The sequence below is a fragment of the Kitasatospora sp. NPDC091276 genome, assembly GCF_040684355.1.
Taxonomy (GTDB): domain Bacteria; phylum Actinomycetota; class Actinomycetes; order Streptomycetales; family Streptomycetaceae; genus Kitasatospora.
Genome location: NZ_JBFBFU010000020.1, coordinates 10,046 through 36,481 on the forward strand (window position 1 = coordinate 10,046; position 26,436 = coordinate 36,481).

Sequence of the window (26,436 nt, forward strand, 5' to 3'; positions counted from 1 at the left end):
TTGGGCCGCGGGCGGGCACATCCCGCGCGGGCGCCCCGTCCCGGCTCTTCTTGGGGCGCCCGGGGGGGGGCGCCCGGGGTGCTCCCCGCGGCCCCCGCCTCCGTACTGCGGCTCGAACGAGCGTCGAGCGGTGCTGCCTAGCTGAACGAGTCGCCGCAGGCGCAGGAGCCGGTGGCGTTCGGGTTGTCGATCGTGAAGCCCTGCTTCTCGATGGTGTCGACGAAGTCGACGGTGGCGCCGCCCAGGTACGGGGCGCTCATCCGGTCGGTGACGACCTTGACACCGTCGAAGTCCTTGAGCACGTCGCCGTCGAGCGAGCGCTCGTCGAAGAACAGCTGGTAACGCAGGCCGGAGCAGCCACCGGGCTGGACGGCGACGCGAAGTGCGAGGTCGTCGCGGCCCTCCTGCTCCAGCAGGCCCTTGACCTTGGCCGCGGCGGCATCGGTAAGGAGGATGCCACTCTCGACGGTGGTCTCGTCCTGGACGGTCATCTGCTTTCTCCCGGTCTTTGACGACGGTTTGCCCCCAGTGCCAACCAACGGCCGTCCGGATTCATTTCCCGAACGGCGATTGTCTTCGTCGGCTTGCTGGTGGCGGAATTTCCGTGGGCCGGGTGTGCCACCCGCGTCCCCTACGCTCCCCATGCTCGCACAACCCGGGAGGGTGGGTCACCGCCCGAGCCGCGGAATCCGGGGAACCGGCCCCGGGCCGGGCCCGCGGACGCCAGGATGGTGGCCATGATCCTGCGCCAGGTCAGGGACACCGCCGCCGACGCGGAGGCCGTCCAGGAGCTCTCCCTCGCCGCGTTCGCCGATCCGGCCCTGCCCGGTCCGGCGCCCGCACCGACCCCGCTGCAGCTCGCCCGGACCAGACATCTGGCCCGCACCGATCCGGAGGGCTGCTGGCTGGCGGAGAGCGGCGGGGAGCCGGTCGGCGCGGTGCTGTCGATGCGCCGGGAGGGCCTGTGGGCGCCGTCGCTGTTCGCGGTCCGGCCGCAGGCGCAGGGCAAGGGCGTCGGGCGGCTGCTGCTGGAACGGGCGGCGGCGCACTCGCGGGGCTGCCTGCGCGGGATGGTCTGCGCGTCGGCGTCCCCGGCGGCGGCCCGCCGCTACCGGCTGGCCGGGTTCACCCTGCACCCGGCGATGCGGCTGACCGGGCGGGTGGACCGGGCCGGGCTGCTCGACCCGGGGGACATCCCGGTGCACCGGGGCGGCGCCGTCCACCGGCACCTGCTGGACTCGGTGGACCGGCGGCTGCGCGGGTCCGCGCACGGCCCGGACCACGAGCTGATGCTGGGCCACTTCGAGGAACTGCTGATCGCCGACGCGCTGGCCGGCAGCGGCTACTGCTACCGGGACGGCGGCGAGGTGAAGCTGCTGGCGGCCACCACCAAGCGGATCGCCGCCCGGCTGCTGCGCGAGGCGCTGGCCCGGGTGCCGGACGGGGTCGAGGCGCGGGTGGAGTTCCTGACCGCCGAGCAGGAGTGGGCGCTGGACGTCGGCCTGGAGGTGGGGCTGACCCCGCGGAGCCGGGGCTTCGTCGGGCTGCGCGGGATGCGGCCGCCGGCGCCGTACCTGCCGAGCGGCGCCTTCCTGTGAACCCACGGGACGACGGGACGGCGGGGCCCCCGCCGGCTGCCTGCTCCGACGGGGGCCACGGGTCGCCGGGGGCCGATCAGGCCATGGTGTCCAGGATCTCCCGGACCATGTCCATCGTCGTGCCCGGGTGCAGGAAGGCGAAGCGGGCGACCGTCTCGCCGTCCCAGCCGGTGGGAGTGACGAAGCCGATCTGGTCCGCGAGCAGCTGCTGCGACCAGCGGTAGTAGTCCTCGTTGGTCCAGCCCTTGCGCTTGAAGCAGACGGCCGAGAGCTGCGGGTCGAACAGCAGCTCCAGGTGGTCGGTGTCGCGGATGAGCTGGGCGGTGTCCCGGGCGAGCGTGAGGCCGGCCTCGATGGCGTCGGTGTAGGCCTGGGTGCCGTGGACGGCGAGGGAGAACCACAGCGGCAGGCCGCGGGCGCGCCGGGTGAGGTGGTAGGCGTAGTCGGTGGGGTTCCACTCGTCGCCCTCGGTGTGCAGGACGTCGAGGTAGGAGGCGTCCTGGGTGTGCACGGCCCGGGCGAGCTGCGGGTTGCGGTAGATCAGCGCGGCGCAGTCGAAGGGGGCGAACAGCCACTTGTGCGGGTCGACGACGAAGGAGTCGGCGTGCTCGATGCCGTTGTAGCGCTCGCGCACCGAGGGGGCGAACAGGCCCGCGCCGCCGTAGGCGCCGTCGACGTGGAACCACAGGTCCCGCTCGCGGGCGACCTCGGCCAGGCCCTTGAGGTCGTCGACGATGCCCTCGTTGGTCGTCCCGGCCGTGCCCACGACCGCGATGACGGTCTCCGGGTTCGGGTCGGCGGCCAGCGCGGCGCGCAGCGCCTCGCCGGTGAACCGGCGGTTCACGGTGGGGACCTTGAAGGCCTCGACGCCGATGATGTTGAAGGTGTTCTTGACCGAGGAATGGACCTGGTCGGCGACGGCGATCCGCAGCCGCGCCTCCGGCCCGACGCCCAGCTTGCGGCGGGCGGTGTCGCGGGCGACGACGAGGGCGGAGAGGTTGCCCGCGGAGCCGCCGGAGACGAAGGTGCCGCCGGCCGAGGCGGGCAGGCCGGCGCGGTCGGCGATCAGGCGCAGCACCTGGTTCTCGGCGGCGATCGCGCCGGCCGCCTCCAGCCAGGAGATGCCCTGCAGGGAGGCGCAGGAGACCACCATGTCGAAGAGCAGCGCGGCCTTGGTCGGGGCGCACGGGATGAACGACAGGTAGCGCGGGCTGTCGGCGGAGATCACCGCGCGGGACAGCTCGTGGTCGTAGAGCTTGAGCACGTCGGCGGGGGCGTTGCCGTCCGCGTTCAGCAGACCGGCCAGCTGGGCGCGCAGGTGCTCGCCGTCACCGGGGTGGTCGAGCGGGACGGGGTCGTACTGCAGCCGGTCCCGCATGTAGTCGAAAACCAGGTCGACCAGTTCGTTGTCGGGCCGGTGCATGCGGTCGGGGGCTGCGGACACGGCTGTCCCTCTCGGCTGTGGGGTGTCGGGGGATGCCCGGTCGGCGGGGCGGTTCACCGCGTGGACCGGACGTGATCAGCGTAGGCAGCGGGAGGGGTTCGCCGCGCGTCGGAACCCGGCTGGTCAGGCAGCTTTCGGGCGTCTTCGGGCCGGTCCGCGCAGGATTCCTGCGCACCGGCCGGAGGGGGCCGGACGGGGGCCGGCGGGCCGGGGCGCGCCCTAGCCGATGAGCTGGGAGAGGACGACCGAGGAGCGGCTGCGCTGGACGCCGGGCTCGCGGCGGATGCGCTCGATGACGGCCTCCAGGTGGCGCATGTCGGCGGCGCGCAGGTGGACCAGGGCGTCCGGGTCGCCGGTGACCGTCCAGGCGGCGATCACCTCGGGGAACTGGCGCAGGCTGGCGAGGATCTCCTCGGGGGCGGTCCGCTCGCGGCAGTAGACCTCGACGAAGGCCTCGGTCTGCCAGCCGAGCACCGACGGGTCGAGCACCACGGTGAAGCCCCGCACCACGCCGCGCGCCCGCAGCCGGTCGATCCGGCGGCGCACGGCGGTGGCGGAGAGGTTGACCTGGAGGCCGATCTCGGCGTACGAGGCGCGGCCGTCGCGGCCGAGCCGGGCGAGCAGGAGCCGGTCGGTCTCGTCCAGGTCGGTCCCGACCACCTCGTGCGCTCGGCTGCTGGTCATCGGTGCGGGGCTCCACGGGTCGTACGGGTCGGTTGCGGCCTCGGGCGGCGGGCCCTCGGACGGAGGGCGGTAGGGGCGGCTGCCGAAACGGTTCGCCAACCATTCTGGCGGATGTCAGGAGCGAGTTCACCGCTGGCAGATGACGGCCGGTGGTCCGCCGGTGGTCCGCCGCCGGTCGGCAGCCGGTCCGCCGTCAGTCGGCCAGCAGGACGATCTTGCCCCGGGTGCGGCCCTCGGCGCTGAGCGCCTGGGCGGAGGCCGCCTGGGAGAGCGGGAAGGTGGAGGCGACGGTGACGGTCAGCCGGCCGTCGTCGGCGAGAGCGGCCAGTTCGGCGAGGTCCGCGGCGTCCGGGCGGACCCAGACGTAGTGGCCGCCGAGGGCCTTCACCCCGAAGTCGGTGATCGAGGCGATCCGGCTCTGGTCCGCCACCAGGCTCGCCGAGAGCGGGACGGCGCCGTGGCCGACCAGGTCGAGGGCCGCGTCGACCCCGCCCGGGGCCAGCGCCCGGACCCGGTCGGCCAGGCCCTCGCCGTAGAGCACCGGCTCGGCGCCGAGGCCGCGCAGGTAGTCGTGGTTGCGCTCGCCCGCGGTGCCGATCACCCGGGCTCCGAGGGCCCGGGCGATCTGGACGGCCAGGTGCCCGACCCCGCCGGCCGCGGCGTGCACCAGCAGGGTCTCCCCCGCCCGCAGCCGCAGTGCCTTGAGGCTCTGCAGCGCGGTGAGCCCGGCCAGCGGCAGGCCGCCGGCCTGGGCCCAGTCCAGTGCGGCCGGCTTGCGGGCGAGGGTGCGGACCGGGGCGGAGACGAGTTCGGCGTAGGTGCCGTGCTCGACGGTGTCCTTGCGGACGTAGCCGTAGACCTCGTCGCCGGGCGCGAACTCGGTGACGCCGCCGCCGACGGCGCGGACCACGCCGGCCAGGTCCCAGCCCATGACGAGCGGGAAGTGCGCGTCCAGCAGGCCGTCCAGGGCGCCGTCCCGGATCTTCCAGTCCACCGGGTTCACCCCGGCCGCCCGCATCCGCACCAGGACCGAGTCCGGACCGACCTTGGGGTCGGGCAGGTCGGTGTACTCGACGACTTCGGGGCCGCCGTAGCGGTTGATCGCGATTGCCTTCATGGCCTCAGCCATACCCGGGCCCGGCCGGATATCGATTCGGCCACGCCAGGACCACCCCAAAACGGTCATCCGGTTCCGCCGGGGTCCGATTCGGCGAGCGGTTCTCGTCACATCGACAGAATGGCCATCGTCGCTCTGACGCCAACCGGTTATCATAGATAGCGTCAGATAGACGAAAAGGCTTCAGGCTTGATCGGCCGCACAGAAGGGCACCCGCCCGTGACCACCACCATCACCGAGACCCACGGCGTCGACCCCACTCCGACGCCGCTCGCTCTGCTGCTGCTCGGCCGCGAGGCCGACCCGAACAGCGAGCGCGGCGTCGAGTGCCCCGGCGACCTCCCCCCGGCCTCCGACCCGAACCTCGTCGAGCGCGCCCGCGCCGCCAAGGCCGCGCTCGGTGACCGCGTCTTCATCCTCGGACACCACTACCAGCGCGACGAGGTGATCGAGTTCGCCGACGTCACCGGCGACTCCTTCAAGCTCGCGCGGGACGCGGCGGCCCGCCCGGAGGCCGAGTACATCGTCTTCTGCGGCGTGCACTTCATGGCCGAGTCCGCCGACATCCTGACCGGCGACGCCCAGCAGGTCGTCCTCCCGGACCTCGCGGCCGGCTGCTCGATGGCCGACATGGCCACCGCCGAGCAGGTCGCCGAGTGCTGGGACGTGCTGACCGACGCCGGCATAGCCGACGTCACCGTCCCGGTCTCGTACATGAACTCCTCCGCCGACATCAAGGCCTTCACCGGCAGGCACGGCGGCACCATCTGCACCTCCTCCAACGCCGAGCGCGCCCTGGAGTGGGCCTTCGAGCAGGGCCAGAAGGTGCTGTTCCTGCCCGACCAGCACCTCGGCCGCAACACCGCGGTCCGCGATCTGGGCCTCTCGCTGGACGACTGCGTCCTGTACAACCCGCACAAGCCGAACGGCGGCCTGACCGCCGAGCAGCTGCGGGACGCCAAGATGATCTTGTGGCGCGGCCACTGCTCGGTGCACGGCCGGTTCAGCGTGGACTCGGTGAACGACGTGCGCGAGCGGATCCCCGGCGTCACCGTGCTGGTGCACCCCGAGTGCAAGCACGAGGTCGTCTCGGCCGCCGACATGGTGGGCTCGACCGAGTACATCATCAAGGCGCTGGACGCCGCCGAGCCCGGCTCCAAGTGGGCCATCGGCACCGAGCTGAACCTGGTCCGCCGCCTGGCCAAGGCGCACCCGGACAAGGAGATCGTCTTCCTGGACCGGACGGTCTGCTTCTGCTCCACCATGAACCGGATCGACCTGCCGCACCTCGTCTGGGCGCTGGAGTCGCTGGTCGAGGGCCGGGTGCCGAACGTGATCACCGTCGACCCGGAGACCGAGAAGTACGCCAAGGCGGCGCTGGACCGGATGCTGGCCCTGCCGTAGCCGGCCCGGCCCGGCCGCCGGGACACGACGAAGGGCGGGTCCCCTCCCACCGGAGGGGACCCGCCCTTTCGTCTGGCACCGGCCGCGGCGGCTACTCGGGGTAGCCCGGGATCACACCCTCGCCGTCGGCCATCAACATCTCGCGGACCTCGTCGATCGTCGCCTCGGCGCTCGGCAGGATCAGCTCGGACGGCGCCAGTGAATCCAGCGGCACCGGAGTGCCGAACTGCTTCACCGCGTCCAGCAGCTTGCCGTAGGCCCGACGGAAGTGCTCCTCGTCCCCCGACTCCACTGCGGTGACGAGCTCGGCGTCGAGCTCGTTGAGCAGGTTCAGGTGGGACTCGCCCACCTCGTACTGCCCCTCACCCATGACCCTCATGATCATGCCGTGCGTCTCCCTGGTTCGTGGGATGGAGCTCAGATCACTTGTTGTAGTTGATGCGCGGGGTGTCCTGCTGCGGCTGGGCCTGCGGCTGCTGCGAATTGCCCTGCTCGATCGCGGCCGGACCGGAGGACGGGCCCCCCAGCTCGGCCTTCATCCGGGCCAGCTCCAGCTCGACGTCGGTGCCGCCGGCCACCCGCTCCAGCTCGGCCTCGATGTCGTCCTTGCGGCCGAGACCGCTGGAGTCGTCGAGCGCACCGGACGCCAGCAGCTCGTCGATCGCACCGGCCCGGGCCTGCATCTGGGCCGTCTTGTCCTCGGCCCGCTGGATGGCCAGGCCGACGTCGCCCATCTCCTCCGAGATCCCGGAGAAGGACTCGGCGATGCGGGTCTGCGCCTGAGCGGCGGTGTAGGTGGCCTTGATGGTCTCCTTCTTGGTGCGGAAGGCGTCCACCTTGGCCTGCAGCCGCTGGGAGGCGAGCGTGAGCTTCTCCTCCTCGCCCTGGAGGGCCTGGTACTGCGTCTCCAGGTCGGTGATCTGGGACTGCATGTTGGCCCGGCGGGTCAGCGCCTCGCGCGCGAGGTCCTCGCGGCCCAGGGACAGCGCCTTGCGGCCCTGGTCCTCGTACTTCGCCGACTGCTGCTGGAGCTGGGTCAGCTGGAGTTCCAGGCGCTTGCGCGAGGTCGCGACGTCCGCGACGCCACGCCGTACCTTCTGCAGCAGTTCGAGCTGCTTCTGGTAGGAGTAGTCGAGCGTCTCTCGGGGATCCTCCGCCCGGTCCAAGGCCTTGTTCGCCTTGGAGCGGAAGATCAACCCCATACGCTTCATGATTCCGTCGCTCATGGGCCTCGGGTGCCCCCTTCTCCGGCCTGCGGTCTCTATCTCGATACCAGACACGACGAGTGTATGTGCAGCGAGCCCGTCGCCGCAGTGCACCTGCCTGCTACAAGACTGCTACAGCGACCAGCGGAGTTCCTCCTCCCCCGGGTGGATCCGCCTCTCATCCCCTCCATAGTCCATCCGATTGATCCCCTACGGGAAGGGGCCGGGAAACCCCGGCGGGCGCCGACCTCGCGGATTGATACGCGTTTGGGTCCGAGGGGACCCCGAGAAGCCGCCCGGCACCCCGTACGCTGGTGGTGTGTTCCGACGCCGTTCAGATGATGCAGCCGCCTCCGCCACCGTGCTGGAGAAGCCGGACGAGACCCGCCACCCCCAGGCCAAGAAGGGCCGGCCAACGCCCAAGCGCAGTGAGGCCGAGGCCAACCGGCGCACCCGGGTGACGGTGCCCAAGGACCGCAAGGAGGCCGCCCGCCAGGCCCGCGAGCGGATGCGCTCCGAGCGCGAGAAGCAGCGCACCGCGCTGCTGGAGGGCGACGAGCGCCACCTGCCGGCCCGTGACAAGGGCCCGGTGCGCAAGTTCGCCCGCGACTACGTGGACGCCCGCTGGTCGCTCGCCGAGTTCTTCCTGCCCGCCGCCGTGGTCATCCTGGTGCTGAGCATCATCAAGGTGCCCGCCATCCAGCTGCTGTCCACGCTGCTGTTCCTGCTGTTCTTCGTGCTGGTGATCCTGGACTTCGTCCGCCTCGGCTTCGGTCTGCGCAAGCAGTTCGCCGAGCGCTTCGCCGGCCAGAACACCCGCGGCGCGGTCGCCTACGGCCTGATGCGCATCCTGCAGATGCGCCGGCTGCGACTGCCCAAGCCGCAGGTGCGGCGCGGGGAGAAGCCCTGACCGCCGAACCGGTGGACTCCGGCTGGGCCCCCCCTTCCTGGGAGGGGCCCGGCCTGTACGCGTTGCCGGGGCAGGGGGACGGCGGCCACGACCGGATCGGCCAGGAGCGCCGGCTGCCCTCGCGCAGCGGCTCCTTCGCCGGCGGTACCGGCGCCTGGCTGGACCGGCTCGGCGGACTGCGCGACTTCGTCCGCCAGGAGCTGGTCTCCCGGCAGCTCGCCGAGCAGCTGGCCGGCCGCACCGCGCAGCGCGTCCTCGACATCGGCTGCGGCCAGGGCACCCAGGCGCTGCGCCTGGCCCGGGCCGGCCACTACGTCACCGGCATCGACTCCGACCCGGTCGCGCTCGGCGTCGCCCAGGGGGCGCTCGCCGAGGAACCGCCGGAGGTTGCCGGCCGGCTGCAACTGCTCAGCGGCGACGCCCACCAGTGCGGGCGCTGGTTCGGCCCGCGCAGCTTCGACGTGGTGCTCTGCCACGGCGTCCTGATGTACCTGCCCGCCCCCGACCCGATGATCGCCTCGCTGGCCCGGCTGCTGGCGCCGGGCGGGCTGCTCTCGCTGCTGGTCCGCAACCGCGACGCGCTCGCCCTGCGGCCCGCCGCCGCCGGGGACTGGCGGGCCGCCCTGCACGCCTTCGAGAGCGACCGGTACTACAACCGTCTCGGGCTGGCCGCCCGCGCCGACCGCCTCGCCGACCTCACCGTCACCCTCTCCGAGGTGTCGGTGCCGCTGAAGCACTGGTACGGCGTACGGGTCTTCACCGACAACGCGCCCGACGACGCGACCCCGCCGGTGGACGGGCGGCAACTCGCCCAGCTGCTGGAGGCCGAGGACCGGGCCGGCCGCACCGACCCGTACCGGCGGGTCGCCGCGCTGCTGCACGTGGTCGGCGCCAAGTAGCGGCCCCGCGACGGCGGTTACGCCTCGTGCAGGCTCATCGAGTAGATCACCCGGTCGTCGTCCAGCAGGACCGCCGTGTCGATGCCGTCCTCGGCGAGCTGCTTCCAGGACTCCCCGATCCAGGTCTCGGCGTCCCCCTGACCGGCGAACTCCTCCTGAGCGCCCTCCGGCACCACCGCGGTGCCGTTCGCCTTCTCGTACCGCCACGTCCAGACCATGCCCGGCTCCTCCCACCGACGACGCTGCCTGCGTGCTGCGCACCTTAGCCTGCCCGGCCCGATCTTCCGTATGCCTGGCCGGACGGTCCGGATGACCGGTCGGGCAGGATGGGCGGCATGGCGATCCACCACCCGCTCCCCCGCACGCTGCTGCTCGGCGGCGCCCGCTCCGGCAAGTCCACCCGGGCCGAGCAGTTGCTCGCCGACCACCCGGACGTCCTGTACGTGGCCACCGGCGGCACCCGGGACGGCGACGCCGAGTGGGCCCAGCGGGTCGCGCTGCACCGCGAGCGGCGGCCGGCGAGCTGGCGCACCGCCGAGACCTGCGACCTGGAGGCCGTGCTGGCCGACCGGACCGACCCGGCGCCGGTACTGGTCGACTGCCTGGCGCTGTGGCTGACCGCCGTGATGGACGAGTGCGGCGCCTGGGACGACGCGGCCTGGGCGACGGGTGGGGAGGCCGCCGTCCAGCGGCGCTGCGAGGCCCTGGCGCGGGCCTGGGCGGCCACCGGGCGCACGGCCGTCGCGGTCAGCAACGAGGTCGGGATGGGCGTCGTCCCGGCGACCGCCGCCGGCCGGCGCTTCCGCGACACCCTGGGCCGGCTGAACATGGCCGTGGCGGACGCCTCCGAGCGTGTGCTGCTGGTCGTGGCCGGGCAGGTTCTGACCGTCAAGCCAGCCGCCGCCTGAACATCTGCGGCGTGTAGCCTTCCGGACGATGGACACGACCGTGGATCTCGATACGTTCTCCTCGCTCGTCGAGCGCCCCGACGAGAGCGCCCGACGGGCCGCCGAGGAACGCTGGCAGGAGGCCGGCCGGCCGCGCGGCGGGCTCGGCAAGCTGGAGGAGCTGGGCAGCTGGCTGTCGTCCGTACAGGGGCGATCCCCCGTGCGGCCGGTGTCGGCCCCCAAGGTGCTGCTGTTCGCCGCCGACCACGGCGTGGCCGCGCTCGGGGTGTCCCGGCTGCCCGCCAAGGGCGGCACCGCCGCGCGGGTGCGCGCCGTCCTGGACGGCACCGCGCCGGTCACCCGGCTGGCCCGGCGCTACGGCGCCGAGGTGCGGGTCGTCGACGTCGCGGTGGACGCCGACCCCGCCGACTTCCCGGACGACGTGGTCACCCACCGGATCCGGCGCGGCTCCGGCCGGATCGACGTCGAGGACGCGCTCACCCCCGAGGAGACCGCGCGGGCCTTCCGGGCCGGCATGGCCGTCGCCGACGAGGAGGCCGACGCCGGCACCGACCTGGTGCTGCTCGGCGACCTCGGCGTCGGCGCCACCACCGTCGCCGCCGTCCTGGTCGGCGCGCTGTGCGGAACGGACGCGGCCGCCGTCACCGGGCGCGGCTCCGGCGTCGACGACCGGGTCTGGATGGTCAAGTGCGCCACCATCCGCGACTCCCTGCGGCGGGCCCGGCCCGTCCTCGGCGACCAGCTGGCGCTGCTCGGCGCCACCGGCGGGGCCGACTTCGCGGCGATCACCGGCTTCCTGCTCCAGGCCGCGGTGCGACGGCTCCCGGTGGTGCTGGACGGCGTCGTCTCGGCGGCCTGCGCGCTGGTCGCGCAGCGGATCGCCTTCCGGGCGCCGGAGTGGTGGCGGGCCGGGCAGTCGAGCGGCGAGCCCGCCCAGGCCAAGGCCTACGACCGCCTCACCCTGACGCCGTTGCAGGACCAGGGGATCACCATGGGCGAGGGCCTCGGCGCGCTGCTGGCCCTGCCGCTGCTCCAGGCCGCGGGCGACGCGCTCGCGGACGAGGCCCCGCGGCCGTTCGTGCCGTCGGCGCCGAAGGAGCAGCCGAAGCTGCCGTCGGCGGCGGACCTGCTGCGGCGGCTGTAGGAACCCGCAGCAACCCGTGGCACCAGGATCATGGGCGCCCCGTCCGGCACATCGGACGGGGCGCTTCCGTTCGGAGGGAAACACGTCGTGCAGCGCGCCAGTTGGGCCGAGGGGCTCCGCTTCGGGTTCGGGACGCTGTCCGTGCTGCGGGTGCGGGTGGAGCGGTGGGACCGGGCCGCGGCGGCGCGGGCGATGACGGCGGCCCCGGTGGTGGGGCTGGTGCTCGGCGCGGCGGGCGCCGGGGCGGGGGCGCTGGTGGCCTGGCGGGCCGGCGGGCTGCTCGGGGCGGTGGCGGCGGTGGGGGTGCTGGCCGCGCTCACCCGGGGGCTGCACCTGGACGGTCTGGCGGACGTGGCCGACGGCCTGGGCAGCGGGAAGCCGGCCGAGGACGCGCTGCGCATCATGAAGCAGTCCGACATCGGCCCGTTCGGCGTCCTGACCCTCGTTCTCGTGCTGCTGGCCCAGATCGCGGCGCTGGCCGGACAGTTCGCCGAGTCGACCACGCGCGGCGCGCTCGCGGTGCTGGCGTCGGCGGTGACCGCGCGGTGCGCGCTCGCCTGGGGCTGCCTGCGGTCGGTGCCGGCCGCCCGGCCGGGCGGCCTGGGCGCGATGGTGGCGGGCACCGTGGCACCCGCCGGAGCGGTCGCGGGGACGGCCGCCGCGGCGCTCGCCCTGGCCGCACTCGGGCTGTTTGACGGATCGTCAATCCTCCGCCTCCCCCTGTCCGTTGCGCTCGGCATCGGCTGCGCCCAGCTGCTGCTCCGGCGCTGCGTACGGCGGTTCGACGGAATCACCGGAGACGTGCTCGGCGCGATGGCGGAAACCGCCGCGACCGCCTCGCTGTTCGCCCTGGCGTTGCTCGGCTGATACCGGGCGGCGCGTGATCCCACCATGCGGACTACCATGCGGGGAGCACCGCAGCCCTGCACCGTCGCAGGTCCTGCCCGCCCGGCGTGACCCGAGGAGCCGGGGCCTCTGGTGTGCGTGGCCGCGACCTGCGCGGGTGCGCGCGCCAGGGGGCCCGGACCCGGGTCACGCCGGGCGGTCCGGCCTGCGACGGCGGGTTGCGCCGGTGCGGCAGCCTCGCCGCAACCGGCCGTGGACCGCGAAAGAACAGGACGCATTACGTGACTGCATTGTCTGTGAGCACCTCCTCCGCCGCCTCGCTGCGCGCGGACGCCCTGGTGGTCGGTGTCGCCAAGGGCCCCAAGGGCATCGTGCTGGCCCCCGGCTCCGAGGCCGTGAACGAGGCGTTCGAGGGCAAGCTGACCGAGGTCCTCAGCACCCTGGGCGCGACCGGCGCCGAGGGCGAGGCCGTCAAGGTGCCCTCCCCCGCCGGCCTGAAGGCCGCGCTCGTGCTCGCGGTCGGCCTCGGCGAGGCCGCCGAGGCCGGCTACCAGCTGGAGGCGCTGCGCCGCGCCGCTGGTGTCGCCGCCCGCACCCTGGCCGGCGCCAAGAAGGCCGCGCTGGCCCTGCCGACCGAGTCCGCGGACGAGGTCGAGGCCGTCGCGCTGGGCGGCCTGCTCGGCTCGTACGCCTTCGGCACCTACAAGGCCGACGGCAGTGGCAAGGAGCCGGTCGGCGAGCTGGTCGTGCTGGCCCCCCGCAAGGGCAGCAAGGACTCCAAGGCGGCCGTGGAGCGCGCCGCCGCGGTCGGCGAGGAGATGAACCGGGCCCGTGACCTGGTCAACACCGCGCCGAACGACCTGAACCCGAAGAGCTTCGCCGCGATCGCCCAGGCGGCCGGCAAGGAGCACGGCCTCAAGGTCGAGGTGCTGGACGAGAAGGCGCTGCTCAAGGGCGGCTTCGGCGGCCTGCTGGGCGTCGGCAACGGCTCGGCCAACCCGCCGCGGCTGGTGAAGGTGGCCTACACCCACCCGAAGGCGAAGGCCACGCTGGCCTTCATCGGCAAGGGCATCACCTACGACTCGGGCGGCATCTCGCTGAAGCCGGCCGGCCACAACGAGACCATGAAGTGCGACATGGCCGGCGCCGCCGCCGTGTTCGCCGCCGTGGTGGCCGCCAAGCGCCTGGGCCTGGCCGTCAACGTGACCGGCTGGCTGGCGCTGGCCGAGAACATGCCGTCCGGCTCCGCCACCCGCCCCGGCGACGTGCTGCGCATGTACGGCGGCAAGACCGTCGAGGTGCTGAACACCGACGCCGAGGGCCGTCTGGTGCTGGCCGACGCGATCGTGCGCGCCGGCGAGGAGAACCCGGACGTCATCGTCGACGTGGCGACCCTGACCGGCGCCATGGTGCTGGCCCTGGGCAACCGCACCTTCGGTGTGATGTCCAACAACGACGAGCTGCGCGAGACCCTGCACACCGTCTCGGGCGAGGTCGGCGAGCAGTCCTGGCCGATGCCGCTGCCGGCCGAGCTGCGCAAGGGCATGACCGAGTCGACCATCGCCGACCTGGCGAACATGGGCGAGCGGATGGGCGGCGGTCTGGTGGCCGGCCTGTTCCTGAAGGAGTTCGTGGCCGAGGGCATCGACTGGGCGCACCTGGACATCGCCGGCCCGGCGTTCCACGAGAGCGCGCCGTTCGGCTACACCCCGAAGGGCGGCACCGCGAGCGCGGTGCGCACCCTGGTCCGGTTCGCCGAGCAGACCGCGGCGGGCAACAAGGCCTGATCAGGCACCGAGTCGACGGGGGTCCGGCGCGCGTGCGCCGGGCCCCCGTCGGCGTTCGCGCGCCGGCGCCGGTTACCCGCGAGTAGGCCGGAACCCCGCCCCGCACCTCTGTTCGCTGCGGGCGAAACTTTGTTCCACCCTGCGGAAGAGGTGGCGCCGCAGGGCCGCGCCGACGCCCGTCCGGCGGCTGTCAACCCCGCGTTGAGCTGCAATGATGCCCTTCCGTCGGGGGTATTCCCGCCCCGGTGACCGCTCTGTGGGACACCCCTGGGGTGGACCCGGACATCAGCCACCGCGAACAAGTGCGAAGATGTATTTCCGGCACGACTGGGCGCCTCACAAAGGCTTCCGACCCACCGGACCGCGACCGGCCCGGCGACCCACCCCATTGCATGGAGGACGTGACGTGGCGAACGACGCCAGCACCGTTTTCGACGTAGTCATTCTCGGAGGCGGAAGCGGCGGTTACGCCGCGGCGCTCCGCGCCGCTCAGCTGGGCCTGAGCGTCGCCCTGGTCGAGAAGGGGGAGCTGGGCGGCACCTGCCTGCACCGCGGCTGCATCCCGACCAAGGCTCTGCTGCACGCCGCCGAGATCGCGGACGAGACGAAGGAGGCCGCCGAGTTCGGCGTTCTGGCCACCTTCCAGGGCATCGACATCAACGGCGTCCACAAGTACAAGGACGACGTCATCGCCGGCCTGTACAAGGGCCTCCAGGGCCTGGTCGCCTCCCGCAAGGTCACCTTCATCCAGGGCGCGGGCAAGCTCTCCTCGCAGACCTCGGTGGACGTCAACGGCCAGCGCATCGAGGGCCGCCACATCGTCCTGGCCACCGGCTCCGTGCCGCGCTCGATCCCGGGCCTGGAGATCGACGGCAACCGCGTGATCTCCTCGGACCACGCCCTCAAGCTCGACCGCATCCCGAAGTCGGCCGTCATCCTCGGCGGCGGCGTGATCGGCGTCGAGTTCGCCTCGGTCTGGAAGTCCTTCGGCGTCGAGGTCACCATCGTCGAGGCGCTGCCGCACCTCGTCCCGCTGGAGGACGAGAACTCCTCCAAGCTGCTGGAGCGCGCGTTCCGCAAGCGCGGCATCAAGTTCGAGCTGAAGGCCCGCTTCTCGGGCGTCGAGTACACCGAGGCCGGTGTCCGCGTCTCCACCGAGAACGGCAAGCAGATCGACGCCGACCTGCTGCTCGTCGCCATCGGCCGCGGCCCGGTCTCGTCCGGCCTCGGCTACGAGGAGAACGGCGTCGCGATGGACCGCGGCTACGTCCTGGTCGACGAGTACATGCGCACCAACGTGCCCACCATCTCGGCCGTCGGCGACCTCGCCCCGACCCTGCAGCTGGCCCACGTCGGCTTCGCCGAGGGCATCCTGGTCGCCGAGCGCCTGGCCGGCCTCAAGCCGGTGCCGATCGACTACGACGGCGTCCCGCGCGTGACCTACTCCAACCCCGAGGTGGCCTCCGTCGGCATCTCCGAGGCCAAGGCCGTCGAGCTGTACGGCAAGGAGAAGGTCGTCACCCTCAAGTACAACCTGGCCGGCAACGGCAAGAGCAAGATCCTGAAGACCGCCGGCGAGATCAAGCTCGTCCAGGTCAAGGACGGCGCCGTGGTCGGCGTCCACATGGTCGGCGCCCGCATGGGCGAGCAGGTCGGCGAAGCTCAGCTGATCTACAACTGGGAGGCCCTGCCGGCCGAGGTCGCGCAGCTCATCCACGCGCACCCGACCCAGTCCGAGGCCCTGGGCGAGGCGCACCTGGCGCTGGCCGGCAAGCCGCTGCACGCGCACGACTGATCACGCCACCACCCCCCATTTCCAGTACGCAAGACTTGATAGGAGTCGCTGAAACCATGGCGGTCTCAGTAACACTGCCCGCGCTGGGCGAGAGCGTTTCCGAGGGCACCGTCACCCGTTGGCTGAAGGCCGAGGGTGAGCGTGTCGAGGTCGACGAGCCGCTGCTCGAGGTGTCGACCGACAAGGTCGACACCGAGATCCCGTCGCCGGCCTCCGGCATCCTGGCCTCGATCAAGGTCGGCGAGGACGAGACCGTCGACGTCGGCGCCGAGCTGGCGATCATCGACGACGGCTCCGGTGCCCCGGTCGCCGCTGCGGCCCCGGTCGCCGAGGCCGCGCCCGTCGCCGCCCCGGCCCCGGTCGTGGAGGCGCCCGCCGCCCCCGCCCCGGTCGCCGCTGCCGCCCCGGCGGCTCCGGCTGCCGCTCCGGCTGCCGACGCCACCCCGGTCCTGCTGCCCGCGCTGGGCGAGTCGGTCACCGAGGGCACCGTCACCCGTTGGCTGAAGGCCGAGGGCGAGACGGTCGAGGTCGACGAGCCGCTGCTCGAGGTCTCCACCGACAAGGTCGACACCGAGATCCCGTCGCCGATCGCCGGTGTCGTGGTGAAGATCCTGGTCGGCGAGGACGAGACCGCCGAGGTCGGCGCCCAGCTCGCGCTGATCGGTGCCGCGGGTGCCGTCGCCGCCGCCCCGGCCCCCGTGGCTGCCCCGGCTCCGGTCGCCGCTCCGGCTGCCCCGGCCCCCGTCGCTCCGGCCGCTCCGGCCCCGGCCGCCGCCGCTCCGGCCCCGGTGGCCCCGGCCGCGCCCGCTCCGGTCGCCGCTCCGGCTCCCGTCGCCCCGGCCGCGCCGGCTGCCCCGGTGGCCGACGCCGGTGACGCCTACGTCACCCCGCTGGTGCGCAAGCTCGCCGCCGAGCACGGTGTCGAGCTGTCCTCCGTCGCCGGTACCGGCGTCGGCGGCCGCATCCGCAAGCAGGACGTCGTCGCCGCCGCGGAGGCCGCCAAGGCCACCCCGGCCCCGGTCGCCGCCGCCGCTCCGGCCGCTGCGCCGAAGGCCGCCGCCGCGCCGTCCGCCCTGCGCGGCCAGACGGTCAAGATGACCCGCATGCGCAAGGTCATCGGCGACAACATGCTGAAGGCCCTGCACGAGCAGGCCCAGCTGACCAGCGTGGTCGAGGTGGACGTCACCAAGATCATGTCGCTGCGCGGCAAGGCCAAGGAGGGCTTCCTCGCCCGCGAGGGCGTCAAGCTGTCCCCGATGCCGTTCTTCGTCAAGGCCGCCGCCCAGGCGCTGAAGACCCACGCGGTCGTCAACGCCCGGATCAACGAGGCCGAGGGCACCATCACCTACTTCGACACCGAGAACATCGGTATCGCGGTGGACTCCGAGAAGGGTCTGATGACCCCGGTCATCAAGGGTGCGGGCGACCTCAACATCGCCGGCATCTCGAAGAAGACCGCCGAGCTGGCCGCCAAGGTCCGCGACAGCAAGATCACCCCGGACGAGCTGTCCGGCGCCACCTTCACCATCAGCAACACCGGCTCGCGCGGTGCGCTGTTCGACACCGTGATCGTGCCGCCGAACCAGGTCGCCATCCTGGGCATCGGTGCCACCGTCAAGCGCCCGGTGGTCATCGAGGCCGACGGCGGCACCGCCATCGGCATCCGTGACATGACCTACCTGTCGCTCTCCTACGACCACCGCCTGGTGGACGGCGCCGACGCCGCCCGCTACCTGGTCGCGGTCAAGGAGATCCTGGAGGCCGGCGAGTTCGAGGTCGAGCTCGGCCTGTAAGGCACTGCCGGTCCGCGGTTTCGGCTGCACGGAGCCCCGCGTCGTCCCTGGACGGCGCGGGGCTCCGCCGTTGCCCGGGCCCGCCTGCTGTCCGCCTGCTTCCGGCCGCGTCTGCTCGTCTCGCGCCGCGCCTGGCTGCGTCGAACATCACCAGCGTTTCGCCGGGCCATGGCATGCGCGGGGGCTGGCGAACGGGGATGCTGGAGCGGTGATGGACGAGACCGACTTCTGGCAGATGATCGACGAGACCCGGGAGGACGCCGACGGCGATCCGGACGAGCAGGCCGACCGGCTGGTGGAACGGCTGGTCCAGCTGACCCCGGACGACGTCATCGACTTCGCCCGGCTGTTCGAGGCCCGGTTCCAGCGGGCCTACCGCCACGACCTCTGGGGCGCCGCCTACCTGCTGCTGGACGGCGCCTCCGACGACACCTTCGACTACTTCCGCTGCTGGCTGATCGGCCAGGGCCGGGACGTCTTCGAGGGCGCCCTGTTCGAGCCGGACGACCTGGCGGACCTGCTGCCCGAGTTCGACGAGGAGGAGGACGGCGAGGCCGAGGACCTCGGCTACGCCGCCGACGAGGCGTACGAGCAGCTGACCGGACTTCCGCTGCCCGAGGTGGGCGGGCGGCAGTCCGGCCGACCGGCCGGGGCCGCGCTGGACTTCGACGACCCGGACGTCATGGCGAAACGGTTTCCCAAGCTCTGGGAGCGCTACGGGGATTAGGACGCGTCAGACACGCCCACGGCATGAGCGGGGCCGGACGCGTCAGGCGGTGCTGCCGCCGCCGGACGTTCCGTCCTGCTTGACGCCCTTGAGGATCTGGTCCAGCACGGACGCGTCCGGCGCGCTCGGGGTGTCGTCCACCCCGCCCTCGAACACCACGAAGCCGCCGCCCTTGGCCGGGACGGCCGCCAGCAGGACGTAGCCCTGGGTGCCGTCCGCGGTGCGGATGTGCCAGCGCACGGCGTAGCCTGACACGCCCGCGACGGTCGTGTAGCCGGAGCCGGAGTCGGTGTGCGAGCTGATCCCGGTGAAGATCTGGCCGGCGTACGCGGGCATCGTGGCCTCGGCGGCCGTCTTGGCGGTGACGCCCTGGACGGTGTCCTTCTCGACCGAGAACTGGCCGCGGATGCAGGAGCTGCCGTCCGGGCAGGTGTAGCGGCCGGTGCCCAGGTAGACCGTGGAGTGCGGGGAGTTGGGCGCCACGTCCCAGCCGTCGAACACCGGGACGGTGATCGCGTGCTGGGAGTCCGGGACGGTGCTCCTGACGGTCGGCGCCGGCTTGGGCGCCGGCGTCGGGGCGGACGTGCCCACCGTGGGGCTCGGGGCGGGGCCGCTCCGGGTGATGGTGACCGTCGGGTTCGGGGCCGGGTCGGCCTGCGGGGAGCCGCCGCTGAGCACGATCCCGGCGACGATCCCGCCCACGGCGAGGACGGCGACCGCGATGCCGACGGCCAGGCCGGGCCTCATCCGGCGGGGCGCCGGCTGCTGCGGCGGGTAGCCCGGCGCCGGGTAACCGTAGCCCGCGCCCTGGGCGGGGTAGCCGTCCTGGGCCGGGTAGTAGCCGTCCTGGCCCGGGTAGCCGTAGCCCGGGGCGGGGGCGCTGCCCGGGTAGCCGTAGCCGGGGGCGTCCTGCGGACCGCCGTAGCCGTACCCGGGCTGCCGGCCGGGGGGCTGCCAGCCCTGGGTGGGGGCGTCGGCGAGGTGGCCGACGCCGCCCTGGAGCGGGCGCAGCTCGCTGGTCCAGGCGTTGCCGTCCCACCAGCGCTCGTGACCGGGGGTGCCGTCCGCACCGGGGACCGGGTACCACCCGGGGGGCGTCGAGTTGCTCACGGCCGTACGGTACCCGGCGGGGTGCTGGTCCAGACAGAGCGGATCGGTCACGACTCTGCACCGCCCACCACATCTGACGAGTGGTCAGATGTGGTGGGCGGCAAGGCCGGTCGGGCGGGTCAGTCCGCCAGGCGGCGGGCCATCCAGATGTCGTCCACGTAGGACCCGTCGATCAGGAACTCCTCCGCCAGCGAGCCCTCGACGACGAAGCCGCAGCCCTCGTAGAGGCGGCGGGCCGGGGCGTTCCAGCCGAGCACCCGCAGGGTCAGCTTGCGCGCGCCCGCGGCCCGGGCGGCCTCGCAGGCCGCCTCGACCAGGCGCCGGCCGACACCCCGGCCGCGGGCCGTGCCGTCGACGACCAGGCCCTGGATCTGCCGGACGTGCCGGTTGCTGGCCAGCGGGGTCGGCGGGACCTGGCGGACGTAGCCGACCACCCGGCCGTCCAGGAGGGCGACCAGGTACTGCTCCGGGGTGTGCCGTTCGTCGAAGACGCCGTCCTCCTCGGGCGGCTGCGGGGAGACGTCGGCCAGCGGGGACCAGGCGGCACGGTTGAGAACGGCGAGTTCGCCCTCGTCCTCGGGTTGAGCTGGGCGGATGATCAGATTGTCCTCGTGCATGCGCGTCATGCTAATGAGGCGCATGCCGACATGACAGGGCTTGGGGAACTGGGAGGATGGACGCATGCGCATCGCTGTCACGGGCTCCACGGGATTGATCGGTTCGGCTCTCGTCCGCTCCCTGCTGGCGGACGGCCACGAGGTGGTCCGGCTGGTCCGGCGCCGCTCCAGGACGGGCCCGCAGCCCGACGGCAGCACGGCCATCGGCTGGAACCCGCTGCTCGGCCAGGTCGAGCAGGACGGACTGGCCGGGGTCGAGGCGGTCGTGCACCTGGCCGGCGCCGGGGTCGGCGACCACCGCTGGACGGACGCCTACAAGCGGGAGATCCGGGAGAGCCGGGCACTCGGCACCGAGACGCTGGCCGTCGCGCTGGCCGCGCTCAAGGAGCCGCCCCGGGTACTGGTCAGCGCCTCCGCCGTCGGCTGGTACGGGCAGACCGGCGACCGGGTGATCGACGAGGACTCCCCCGCCGGCGACGACTTCCTGGCCGAGGTCTGCGTGGAGTGGGAGGCGGCCGCGCGGCCGGCCGAGCTGGCCGGCATCCGGGTCGTCCACCCGCGCACCGGGATGGTGCTGTCCGCGGCCGGCGGGGCCGGCGCGCGGCTGTTCCCGCTGTTCAAGCTGGGGCTGGGCGGGCGGCTCGGCGACGGACGGCAGTACTGGAGCTTCATCTCACTGGCCGACCAGGTCGCCGCGCTGCGGTTCCTGATCGACCGGGACGACCTCTCCGGCGCCGTCAACCTCACCGCGCCCGACCCCGTCACCAACGCCGAGCTGACGGCGGCGCTCGGGCGGGTGCTCCGGCGGCCGACCCCGTTCCCGGTGCCGGAGGCGGTGCTCAAGGTGGTGCTCGGCGAGCTGGCGGTCGAGGTGGTCGGCAGCCACCGGGTGGTACCGCGGCGGCTGCTGGACGCGGGCTTCCGCTTCGCGTACCCGGACGTGGACGCGGCGGTGCGCGCGGCACTGTGAGTGGCGCCGGGATGGTGCGCACGGTGCTGTGAGTGGCGCCGGGGTGGTGCGCACGGTGCTGTGAGTGGCGCCGGGGTGGTGCGCACGGTGCTGTGAGTGACGCTGGGGGCGTCCGGCGTCGCGGAGCCCTGCGGTCCGCCGCGGGGCTCCGGCGCGGGCTCCGCCGCAGGGCTCCGGTACGTCCCGCTGCGTACGGTGGCTACGGCATTCGCCCTGGCCAGGGGCATATGCCGGGCGGAGATCGGGTGGGGGTCGGACGGGGCTCCGGGAGGGGGCGCATGGGAGCACACACCAGGCGCGTCGCACGCCCCCGGTGACCGTGCGCGCCCGCCGACCCCGGAACCCGGGCCTAACGGCGCACTGTCCGTGACCGCGCTCCCGCCCGGTGCCGCACGCCCCCTCTCGCCCCTTGGATCGGGCCCGATGCGCTTGTCTGATGCTCACACTGACTGGGCATCACACCGTCGGACCGTGTCCCGGCACCCCGCTGCCTGCGTCGGCCGGAGCCCCGGGACCAGGGAGGGAGCACGCCAGTGCCCACATACGACTTCACCCGCCGCGCCCGCCGCCCGTCCGACCCTGACGTCATCGTCATCGGCGCCGGACTCGCCGGCCTGGCCGCCGCACGCACGCTCACCGGCCGCGGCCTCACCGTGCAGATCCTTGAGGCCACGGACCGGATCGGCGGCCGGATGGCCACCCGCGAACTGGACGGATTCCGGCTCGACGACGGCAGCCACCTGCTGAACACCGCCTTCCCCGAACTCCGCCGCGTCCTCGACCTCGACCGCCTCGACCTGCGCCCGCTCGCCGCCGGAGTCCTCGTGCACAGCGGCGGCCGGCGCTACCGCACCGGGGACCCTCAGCTCACCACCGCCCGGCAGGCCGCCACCCGGGCCCCACTCGGCAGCCCGTTGGACAAGGCCCGGCTCGGCAGCTGGCTCGGCCGGCTCGCCACCACCCCCGCCAGCCGCCTCAAGGCCCGCCCGGAGACCACCACCGCCCGCGCGCTGGCCGGCCACGGGCTCGCCCCGCGCACCCTCGACGGCTTCCTACGGCCACTGCTCAGCGCGCTGCTCAGCGACCCCGCCCTCGGCACCAGCAGCCGGATCGCCGACCTGGTCCTGCGCTCCTACGCGCGCGGGCGGCTCTGTCTGCCCGCCGGCGGGATCGCGGCCGTGCCGGCCCAGCTGGCCACCACCCTGCCCGCCGGCACCGTACGCACCGGGGTTCAGGTCACCTCGATCGCCGCCGACGGCGTGGAGACCGCCACCCACGGGAGGATCGGCGCCCAGGCCGTCGTCCTCGCCACCGACGCCCGCTCCGCCGCCGAACTGCTGCCCGGGCTACGGCTGCCGGACTTCCACCCCGTCACCACCTTCTACCACGCGGCCGACCGCACCCCGCTGGGTGAGGCCGTCCTGCTGCTCGACGGCGACCGGCCCGGCGGGCAGCCGCCGCTGGTCTCGCACTCCCTGGTGCTCAGCGAACTGCACCCCTCGTACGCCCCTGCCGGGCAGGCACTGATCGCCACCACCGTGCTCGGGCGGCGCTCCTTCGACTCGGGTGGCCCGGCCGGGCTGGAACCGGCGGTCCGGGCCCGGCTCGCCGAGCTGTACGGCGCCTCGACCACCGGCTGGCAGTTCCTGAACGTGCGGCACGTCCCGGACGCGCTGCCCGCGATGCCGCCGCCGCACAACCCCCGGCGCCCGGTGCGGGTGCTGGCCGGGCTGTACGTCGCCGGGGACCACCGGGACACCAGCACCGTGCAGGGCGCGCTGGTCTCCGGGCGGCGGGCGGCGCAGGCGGTGCTGCGCGACCTCGGCGTCCCGACCAACGCCCGGGAGGCCGAGGCGGCGGCCTGAGCCTGGCGGGGTCGGCCTGCGGGCTCCCCGTCCGGCTCCCGGTCCGGCAGGCTCCGGCTCCGGCTCCGGCTCCGGCTCCGGGGACACGCTGACGACCTGCCGGTGGGTGACGGAGCGGCGACATGCCAGGATGCCGACATGACCGCTCATCGGATGATTTACACCGTACGGCCGGTTGCGCGGTGAGCGCCGCCGTCCAGCCGGTGGCCCTGATCCTGATCCCCGCCGCGGCCGTCGCCGCGCCGCTGCTCGCCGACCGCCTGCTGCGGTGGATCGCCGTCCCGACCGTCGTGTTCGAGATCCTGCTCGGCGTCCTGATCGGCCCCGACGTCCTCAACTGGGCGCACGTCGACGACCTGGTCAACGCGCTCTCCCAGTTCGGCCTGGCCATGCTGATGTTCCTGGCCGGGTACGAGATCGACTTCGCCAAGCTGCGCGGCGGCCCGCTGAAACGGGCGGGCACCGCGTGGCTGGTCACGCTCGTGGCGGCGCTCGGCGTGGGCGCGCTGGTCAACCGGGACCCGCTGAACGGCGCCTTCGCCGGGCTCGCGCTCACCACCACCGCCCTCGGAACCATCCTGCCGATCCTCCGCGACTCCGGCGAACTGCCCACCCCCTTCGGATCGTTGGTGATGGCCACCGGGGCGGTCGGCGAGTTCGGGCCGATCATCGCGATCGCCATCCTGCTCAGCGGCAACTCCCCGGTCCGGACGGCCGTCATCCTCGGCGCCTTCGCGGTGATCACCGCCGTCGCGGTCCTCGGCGCACGCCGCCCCCGGCCCGCCTGGGCCACCCGGCTCATCGAGCGCACCCTGCGTACCTCCGGGCAGTTCGCGGTCCGGGCGGTGATCCTGGTGCTCGCCGTCATGGTGGCCGCCGCGATCTGGCTCGACCTGGACATGCTGCTCGGCGCCTTCACCGCCGGGATCGTCTCCCGGCTGCTGCTCTCCGACATCCGCCGGGCCGAGGAGGAGGTGATCGAGGCCAAGCTGGAGAGCATCGGCTTCGGTTTCCTGGTGCCGGTGTTCTTCGTGGTCAGTGGGATGAACTTCGACCTGTCCGCCCTGCTGGACGACCCCGGCACGATACTGCTCGTCCCGGTGTTCCTGCTGCTGCTCCTGGCCGTGCGCGGGCTGCCCGCCGGGCTGCTCGCCCCGGCCGGACTCGGCCGGCGGGACCGCACGGCGCTCGGGCTCTACGGCGCGACGGCGCTGCCGCTGGTCGTGGTGATCACCACCATCGAGGTGGACGACGGCCACCTGCCGTCCTCGACGGCGGCCGCGCTGGTCGGCGCCGGCATGCTCTCGGTGCTGGTGTTCCCGCTGGTGGCGCAGCGGGTGCGCGGCGGCGTCCGGCCGCCCGCACCGGAGGCCGGGCAGCCGCGCGTCCGGGCCGAGAGCTGGTGAGCCGCTTCGCCCCCGCCCGTCGCCGAGGCGGTCCTACCCGCCGCCGGGGCACTCGGAGCCGGAGCCGGTGCCGGGCGGACGGGCCCTTCGGCCCGGGGCGGACCCGGGCCGGACGGGTTTCCAGGGCCGCCGGGGCTCGCCCGACCGGCCCCTCTTCGACAGGTCCTCAGATCACGCCGGCCTGGCGGGCCGTCTCCTCGAAGGCGCGGGCCACCGGGCTGCCCCGGTAGGGGGTGAGGCGGCGGTGGAAGTCCCGGACGTACTCCAGCGAGCGGGCCGAGCGCATCTCCCCCGCCGCCCGCAGCGCGTCGGTGGCCATGGTGCAGGCCTCGTCGAGGTCCCCCATGCCGAGCCGGGCGGTGGCCAGCACCAGCCGGCAGAAGATCCGGCTGCGCGCGTAGGCGGGCGAGCGCAGCCGCAGCGACTTCTCGGCGTGCTGCGCGGAGGTGCGCCACTGCTGGAGGTCGCGGTAGCAGTGGGCGAACTCGTCGGAGAGCTGGGCCTCGTCGAAGTACCGCGCCCAGGAGGGCAGTTCGTCGCCGACCCGGGCCGCGGCCAGCGCCCGCTCGGAGCGCACCAGGGCGGTGGTGCAGGCCCGGACGTCGCCCAGCAGGCCGTGCCCGCGCGCCTCGGCGGCGTGCATCAGCGACTGGACCACCGGCGGCACGGCGGTGCCCACGCCCTGCTGGGCGACCCTGGCCAGTTGGACGGCCTCCCGGCCGTGGCCCAGGTGGACGGCCTGCTGGCTCATCGTCACCAGGACGTACCCGCCGAGCGCGCGGTCCCCGGCGGCCTGGGACAGGCGCAGCGCCTGGACGAAGTAGCGCTGGGCGAGGCCGTGCGCGGCGATGTCGAAGGACGTCCAGCCGGCCAGCCTGGTCAGGTCGGCGACGGCACCGAACAGCGCCCGGCCGATCTGCTCGCCGTAGCGGCCGCGCAGCATCGGCTCGGCCTCGCTCTCCAGGTAGCGGACCAGCGCCTGCCGGGCGTGCCCGCCGCCGTAGGCGTGATCGAGCGCCCGGAAGAGGTCGCCGACGGCGCGGATGGCGGCGATGTCGCCGCGGCCGACCCGCAGGGCGGGGCGCGACTCGCGGGCCGGTTCGGTGTACGGCGGCTCGACGGCGGTCGGCGGGCGCCGGCTCTGGGTGGGCACCCGGCCGATGGTGGGCCCGGCGGGGCCGGCCGCGCCCGGCACGGGGCGCATGCCGGGGGCCCCGTGGTGGGCCTGGCCGCGCGCCGGGCTCGGAGGGGGAGCGCCGGGCGCGGGGGGCACGCTCTGGGCGGGCGCGGCGGATGCTGCGGATGCTGCCGTCACGGCGGATGCCGCGGTGCCGGTGGTACCGACAGTGGCGGCGGGCGGACCGGTGGGCGGACCGGTGGCGACGTCGGGGCGGGCCATCGTCGAGCCGTCCCGGGCGACGCGCTCGTCCGTGCGGCCGATCAGCCAGTCCCGGCTGGGGACGACCAGGCCCGCCGGGGTGAAGGCGATCCGGCGCAGTTCGGACTGCGGGCCGTTGTCCTTGCGCCACATGCTCGCCACGATGTCCACCGCCTCCTGCGGGGTCTCGGCGAACTCCAGGCCCGCGTACACCGGGGCACAGGCGTCCAGGCCGAGGTCCTGGGCGGTGAGGCGGCGGCCGAGGCGGCGGGTGAAGACCTCGGCGATCAGCGCGGGGGTGGCGCCGCGGGGCTGCTGGCCGCGCAGCCAGCGGGTGACCGAGGTCTTGTCGTAGCGCAGGTCGAGGCCGTGTTCCAGGCCCAGCTGGTCGACCCGGCGGGCCAGGCCCGCGTGCGAGAAGCCGGCTTCCTCGATGAGCGCGGCGAGTTGGCCGTTCTGCGGGGCCGGGCCGGAGTGCCCGGAGTGGCCGCCGACCGGCCCGGGGGCGGGGACGGCGGGTTCGTGCCGGTCGGTTGTGGCCTGCGCGGGCAGCCGCAGTTCGTCGGCGGTCGGGGCGTCGGCGGTCAGGGCGTCGGGGGCGTCCGGCAGGGTCCGGCCGACCGGGCCTCGGTGGTGGCCGAGCGGGTCGAGCGGTCCGTACGCCGGGCTGTCGGTTGCAGGCCGTTGGGGCATGTCAGTCAACACCTCTCGGACGTCGCACCGGGCTCTACCAGCACTTCGGCTGCCTGGGGCGGCGCCCCCTGTCGGGAATCGGCGTGAATGTAGCGAGCATTCGGGCGCTATGGGTGGATCTGACCGAGCAATCCTC

At 73.8% G+C, this 26,436-nt stretch carries 23 protein-coding genes and 1 pseudogene; 14 read left to right on the forward strand and 10 right to left on the reverse strand.

Annotated features, from left to right (window positions below):
- Nucleotides 1-137: 137 nt before the first annotated feature.
- Complete coding sequence (erpA, locus tag AB0O19_RS24160) at nt 138-491, reverse strand: iron-sulfur cluster insertion protein ErpA (RefSeq protein WP_030391519.1); 354 nt, start codon at nt 489-491, stop codon at nt 138-140.
- Between the two features lie 246 nt (nt 492-737).
- Here erpA and AB0O19_RS24165 point away from each other — a divergent pair, with 246 nt between their 5' ends.
- Nucleotides 738-1,598 (forward strand): GNAT family N-acetyltransferase, encoded by an 861-nt coding sequence (locus AB0O19_RS24165; protein ID WP_363622255.1) that lies wholly within the window; start codon nt 738-740, stop codon nt 1,596-1,598.
- A 76-nt stretch (nt 1,599-1,674) separates the two neighbouring features.
- Here AB0O19_RS24165 and AB0O19_RS24170 read toward each other — a convergent pair whose 3' ends face one another.
- The 3 genes from AB0O19_RS24170 to AB0O19_RS24180 form a co-directional block, all read right to left on the reverse strand.
- The gene (locus AB0O19_RS24170) at nt 1,675-3,042 is read right to left on the reverse strand and encodes a pyridoxal-dependent decarboxylase (RefSeq protein WP_244293334.1); all 1,368 of its coding nucleotides are present in this window, start codon (nt 3,040-3,042) and stop codon (nt 1,675-1,677) included.
- 219 nt (nt 3,043-3,261) lie between these two features.
- Complete coding sequence (locus AB0O19_RS24175) at nt 3,262-3,726, reverse strand: Lrp/AsnC family transcriptional regulator (protein ID WP_363622257.1); 465 nt, start codon at nt 3,724-3,726, stop codon at nt 3,262-3,264.
- 193 nt (nt 3,727-3,919) lie between these two features.
- Nucleotides 3,920-4,843 carry an NADP-dependent oxidoreductase gene (locus tag AB0O19_RS24180; RefSeq protein ID WP_363622258.1) on the reverse strand — a complete coding sequence of 308 codons (924 nt, stop codon included), beginning with the start codon at nt 4,841-4,843 and terminating at the stop codon, nt 3,920-3,922.
- 219 nt (nt 4,844-5,062) lie between these two features.
- On the opposite strand from AB0O19_RS24180, the gene nadA reads away from it, so the two are divergent.
- Complete coding sequence (gene nadA / locus AB0O19_RS24185; RefSeq protein WP_363622260.1) at nt 5,063-6,247, forward strand: quinolinate synthase NadA; 1,185 nt, start codon at nt 5,063-5,065, stop codon at nt 6,245-6,247.
- 91 nt (nt 6,248-6,338) lie between these two features.
- Here the strand turns inward: nadA and AB0O19_RS24190 are convergent, their stop codons facing one another.
- Nucleotides 6,339-6,632 carry a hypothetical protein gene (locus AB0O19_RS24190; RefSeq protein WP_363622262.1) on the reverse strand — a complete coding sequence of 98 codons (294 nt, stop codon included), beginning with the start codon at nt 6,630-6,632 and terminating at the stop codon, nt 6,339-6,341.
- A 37-nt stretch (nt 6,633-6,669) separates the two neighbouring features.
- Nucleotides 6,670-7,473, reverse strand: coding sequence for a PspA/IM30 family protein (locus tag AB0O19_RS24195; protein ID WP_363580962.1), 804 nt, complete (start codon nt 7,471-7,473; stop codon nt 6,670-6,672).
- A gap of 298 nt (nt 7,474-7,771) precedes the next feature.
- On the opposite strand from AB0O19_RS24195, the gene AB0O19_RS24200 reads away from it, so the two are divergent.
- Complete coding sequence (locus AB0O19_RS24200; RefSeq protein WP_350886323.1) at nt 7,772-8,362, forward strand: DUF3043 domain-containing protein; 591 nt, start codon at nt 7,772-7,774, stop codon at nt 8,360-8,362.
- A gap of 158 nt (nt 8,363-8,520) precedes the next feature.
- Nucleotides 8,521-9,261, forward strand: coding sequence for a methyltransferase domain-containing protein (locus AB0O19_RS24205; RefSeq protein WP_363622504.1), 741 nt, complete (start codon nt 8,521-8,523; stop codon nt 9,259-9,261).
- A 17-nt stretch (nt 9,262-9,278) separates the two neighbouring features.
- Here AB0O19_RS24205 and AB0O19_RS24210 read toward each other — a convergent pair whose 3' ends face one another.
- A complete protein-coding gene (locus AB0O19_RS24210; protein ID WP_363622264.1) occupies nt 9,279-9,479 on the reverse strand; it encodes a hypothetical protein in 201 nt (66 codons plus the stop codon).
- Between the two features lie 135 nt (nt 9,480-9,614).
- On the opposite strand from AB0O19_RS24210, the pseudogene cobU reads away from it, so the two are divergent.
- The 7 genes and pseudogenes from cobU to AB0O19_RS24245 all read left to right on the forward strand — a co-directional run.
- Nucleotides 9,615-10,169: pseudogene (gene cobU, locus AB0O19_RS24215) on the forward strand (bifunctional adenosylcobinamide kinase/adenosylcobinamide-phosphate guanylyltransferase); the annotation flags it as partial.
- A 28-nt stretch (nt 10,170-10,197) separates the two neighbouring features.
- Nucleotides 10,198-11,313 (forward strand): nicotinate-nucleotide--dimethylbenzimidazole phosphoribosyltransferase, encoded by a 1,116-nt coding sequence (locus AB0O19_RS24220; RefSeq protein ID WP_063347305.1) that lies wholly within the window; start codon nt 10,198-10,200, stop codon nt 11,311-11,313.
- An 87-nt stretch (nt 11,314-11,400) separates the two neighbouring features.
- The gene (locus tag AB0O19_RS24225; RefSeq protein ID WP_363622266.1) at nt 11,401-12,180 is read left to right on the forward strand and encodes an adenosylcobinamide-GDP ribazoletransferase; all 780 of its coding nucleotides are present in this window, start codon (nt 11,401-11,403) and stop codon (nt 12,178-12,180) included.
- 260 nt (nt 12,181-12,440) lie between these two features.
- Nucleotides 12,441-13,946 (forward strand): leucyl aminopeptidase, encoded by a 1,506-nt coding sequence (locus AB0O19_RS24230; RefSeq protein WP_363622267.1) that lies wholly within the window; start codon nt 12,441-12,443, stop codon nt 13,944-13,946.
- Between the two features lie 406 nt (nt 13,947-14,352).
- Nucleotides 14,353-15,741 carry a dihydrolipoyl dehydrogenase gene (gene lpdA, locus AB0O19_RS24235; RefSeq protein WP_363580954.1) on the forward strand — a complete coding sequence of 463 codons (1,389 nt, stop codon included), beginning with the start codon at nt 14,353-14,355 and terminating at the stop codon, nt 15,739-15,741.
- Nucleotides 15,742-15,797: 56 nt separating this feature from the next.
- Nucleotides 15,798-17,534, forward strand: a complete 1,737-nt coding sequence (sucB, locus tag AB0O19_RS24240; protein ID WP_363622269.1) for a 2-oxoglutarate dehydrogenase, E2 component, dihydrolipoamide succinyltransferase — start codon at nt 15,798-15,800, stop codon at nt 17,532-17,534.
- Nucleotides 17,535-17,745: 211 nt separating this feature from the next.
- Complete coding sequence (locus AB0O19_RS24245; protein ID WP_350885237.1) at nt 17,746-18,261, forward strand: DUF4240 domain-containing protein; 516 nt, start codon at nt 17,746-17,748, stop codon at nt 18,259-18,261.
- Nucleotides 18,262-18,303: 42 nt separating this feature from the next.
- Here the strand turns inward: AB0O19_RS24245 and AB0O19_RS24250 are convergent, their stop codons facing one another.
- Together AB0O19_RS24250 and AB0O19_RS24255 are read right to left on the reverse strand one after the other, a co-directional pair.
- Nucleotides 18,304-19,371, reverse strand: a complete 1,068-nt coding sequence (locus AB0O19_RS24250; protein WP_363622270.1) for a DUF2510 domain-containing protein — start codon at nt 19,369-19,371, stop codon at nt 18,304-18,306.
- Between the two features lie 119 nt (nt 19,372-19,490).
- Nucleotides 19,491-19,988 (reverse strand): GNAT family N-acetyltransferase, encoded by a 498-nt coding sequence (locus tag AB0O19_RS24255; RefSeq protein ID WP_363580948.1) that lies wholly within the window; start codon nt 19,986-19,988, stop codon nt 19,491-19,493.
- A 64-nt stretch (nt 19,989-20,052) separates the two neighbouring features.
- Here AB0O19_RS24255 and AB0O19_RS24260 point away from each other — a divergent pair, with 64 nt between their 5' ends.
- From AB0O19_RS24260 to AB0O19_RS24270, 3 genes are all read left to right on the forward strand, one after another.
- Entirely contained in the window at nt 20,053-20,958 is a 906-nt protein-coding gene (locus tag AB0O19_RS24260; protein WP_363622272.1) for a TIGR01777 family oxidoreductase, read from the forward strand.
- A 533-nt stretch (nt 20,959-21,491) separates the two neighbouring features.
- Nucleotides 21,492-22,823 carry an NAD(P)/FAD-dependent oxidoreductase gene (locus AB0O19_RS24265; protein WP_363622274.1) on the forward strand — a complete coding sequence of 444 codons (1,332 nt, stop codon included), beginning with the start codon at nt 21,492-21,494 and terminating at the stop codon, nt 22,821-22,823.
- 182 nt (nt 22,824-23,005) lie between these two features.
- Nucleotides 23,006-24,229, forward strand: a complete 1,224-nt coding sequence (locus tag AB0O19_RS24270) for a cation:proton antiporter (RefSeq protein WP_363622275.1) — start codon at nt 23,006-23,008, stop codon at nt 24,227-24,229.
- A gap of 166 nt (nt 24,230-24,395) precedes the next feature.
- Here AB0O19_RS24270 and AB0O19_RS24275 read toward each other — a convergent pair whose 3' ends face one another.
- Nucleotides 24,396-26,300, reverse strand: a complete 1,905-nt coding sequence (locus AB0O19_RS24275; RefSeq protein ID WP_363622277.1) for a regulator — start codon at nt 26,298-26,300, stop codon at nt 24,396-24,398.
- Between the last annotated feature and the right edge of the window lie 136 nt (nt 26,301-26,436).

What these genes read in the sequence shown, in the direction of transcription:
- AB0O19_RS24245 (WP_350885237.1), top strand. Translation starts at nt 17,746, where the DNA reads ATGGACGAGACCGACTTCTGGCAGATGATCGACGAGACCCGGGAGGAC.
- AB0O19_RS24180 (WP_363622258.1), bottom strand. Translation starts at nt 4,843, where the DNA reads ATGAAGGCAATCGCGATCAACCGCTACGGCGGCCCCGAAGTCGTCGAG.
- AB0O19_RS24220 (WP_063347305.1), top strand. Translation starts at nt 10,198, where the DNA reads ATGGACACGACCGTGGATCTCGATACGTTCTCCTCGCTCGTCGAGCGC.
- AB0O19_RS24255 (WP_363580948.1), bottom strand. Translation starts at nt 19,988, where the DNA reads ATGCACGAGGACAATCTGATCATCCGCCCAGCTCAACCCGAGGACGAG.
- AB0O19_RS24190 (WP_363622262.1), bottom strand. Translation starts at nt 6,632, where the DNA reads ATGATCATGAGGGTCATGGGTGAGGGGCAGTACGAGGTGGGCGAGTCC.
- AB0O19_RS24195 (WP_363580962.1), bottom strand. Translation starts at nt 7,473, where the DNA reads ATGAGCGACGGAATCATGAAGCGTATGGGGTTGATCTTCCGCTCCAAG.
- AB0O19_RS24210 (WP_363622264.1), bottom strand. Translation starts at nt 9,479, where the DNA reads ATGGTCTGGACGTGGCGGTACGAGAAGGCGAACGGCACCGCGGTGGTG.
- erpA (WP_030391519.1), bottom strand. Translation starts at nt 491, where the DNA reads ATGACCGTCCAGGACGAGACCACCGTCGAGAGTGGCATCCTCCTTACC.
- AB0O19_RS24260 (WP_363622272.1), top strand. Translation starts at nt 20,053, where the DNA reads ATGCGCATCGCTGTCACGGGCTCCACGGGATTGATCGGTTCGGCTCTC.
- AB0O19_RS24165 (WP_363622255.1), top strand. Translation starts at nt 738, where the DNA reads ATGATCCTGCGCCAGGTCAGGGACACCGCCGCCGACGCGGAGGCCGTC.
- AB0O19_RS24175 (WP_363622257.1), bottom strand. Translation starts at nt 3,726, where the DNA reads ATGACCAGCAGCCGAGCGCACGAGGTGGTCGGGACCGACCTGGACGAG.
- sucB (WP_363622269.1), top strand. Translation starts at nt 15,798, where the DNA reads ATGGCGGTCTCAGTAACACTGCCCGCGCTGGGCGAGAGCGTTTCCGAG.
- AB0O19_RS24275 (WP_363622277.1), bottom strand. Translation starts at nt 26,300, where the DNA reads ATGCCCCAACGGCCTGCAACCGACAGCCCGGCGTACGGACCGCTCGAC.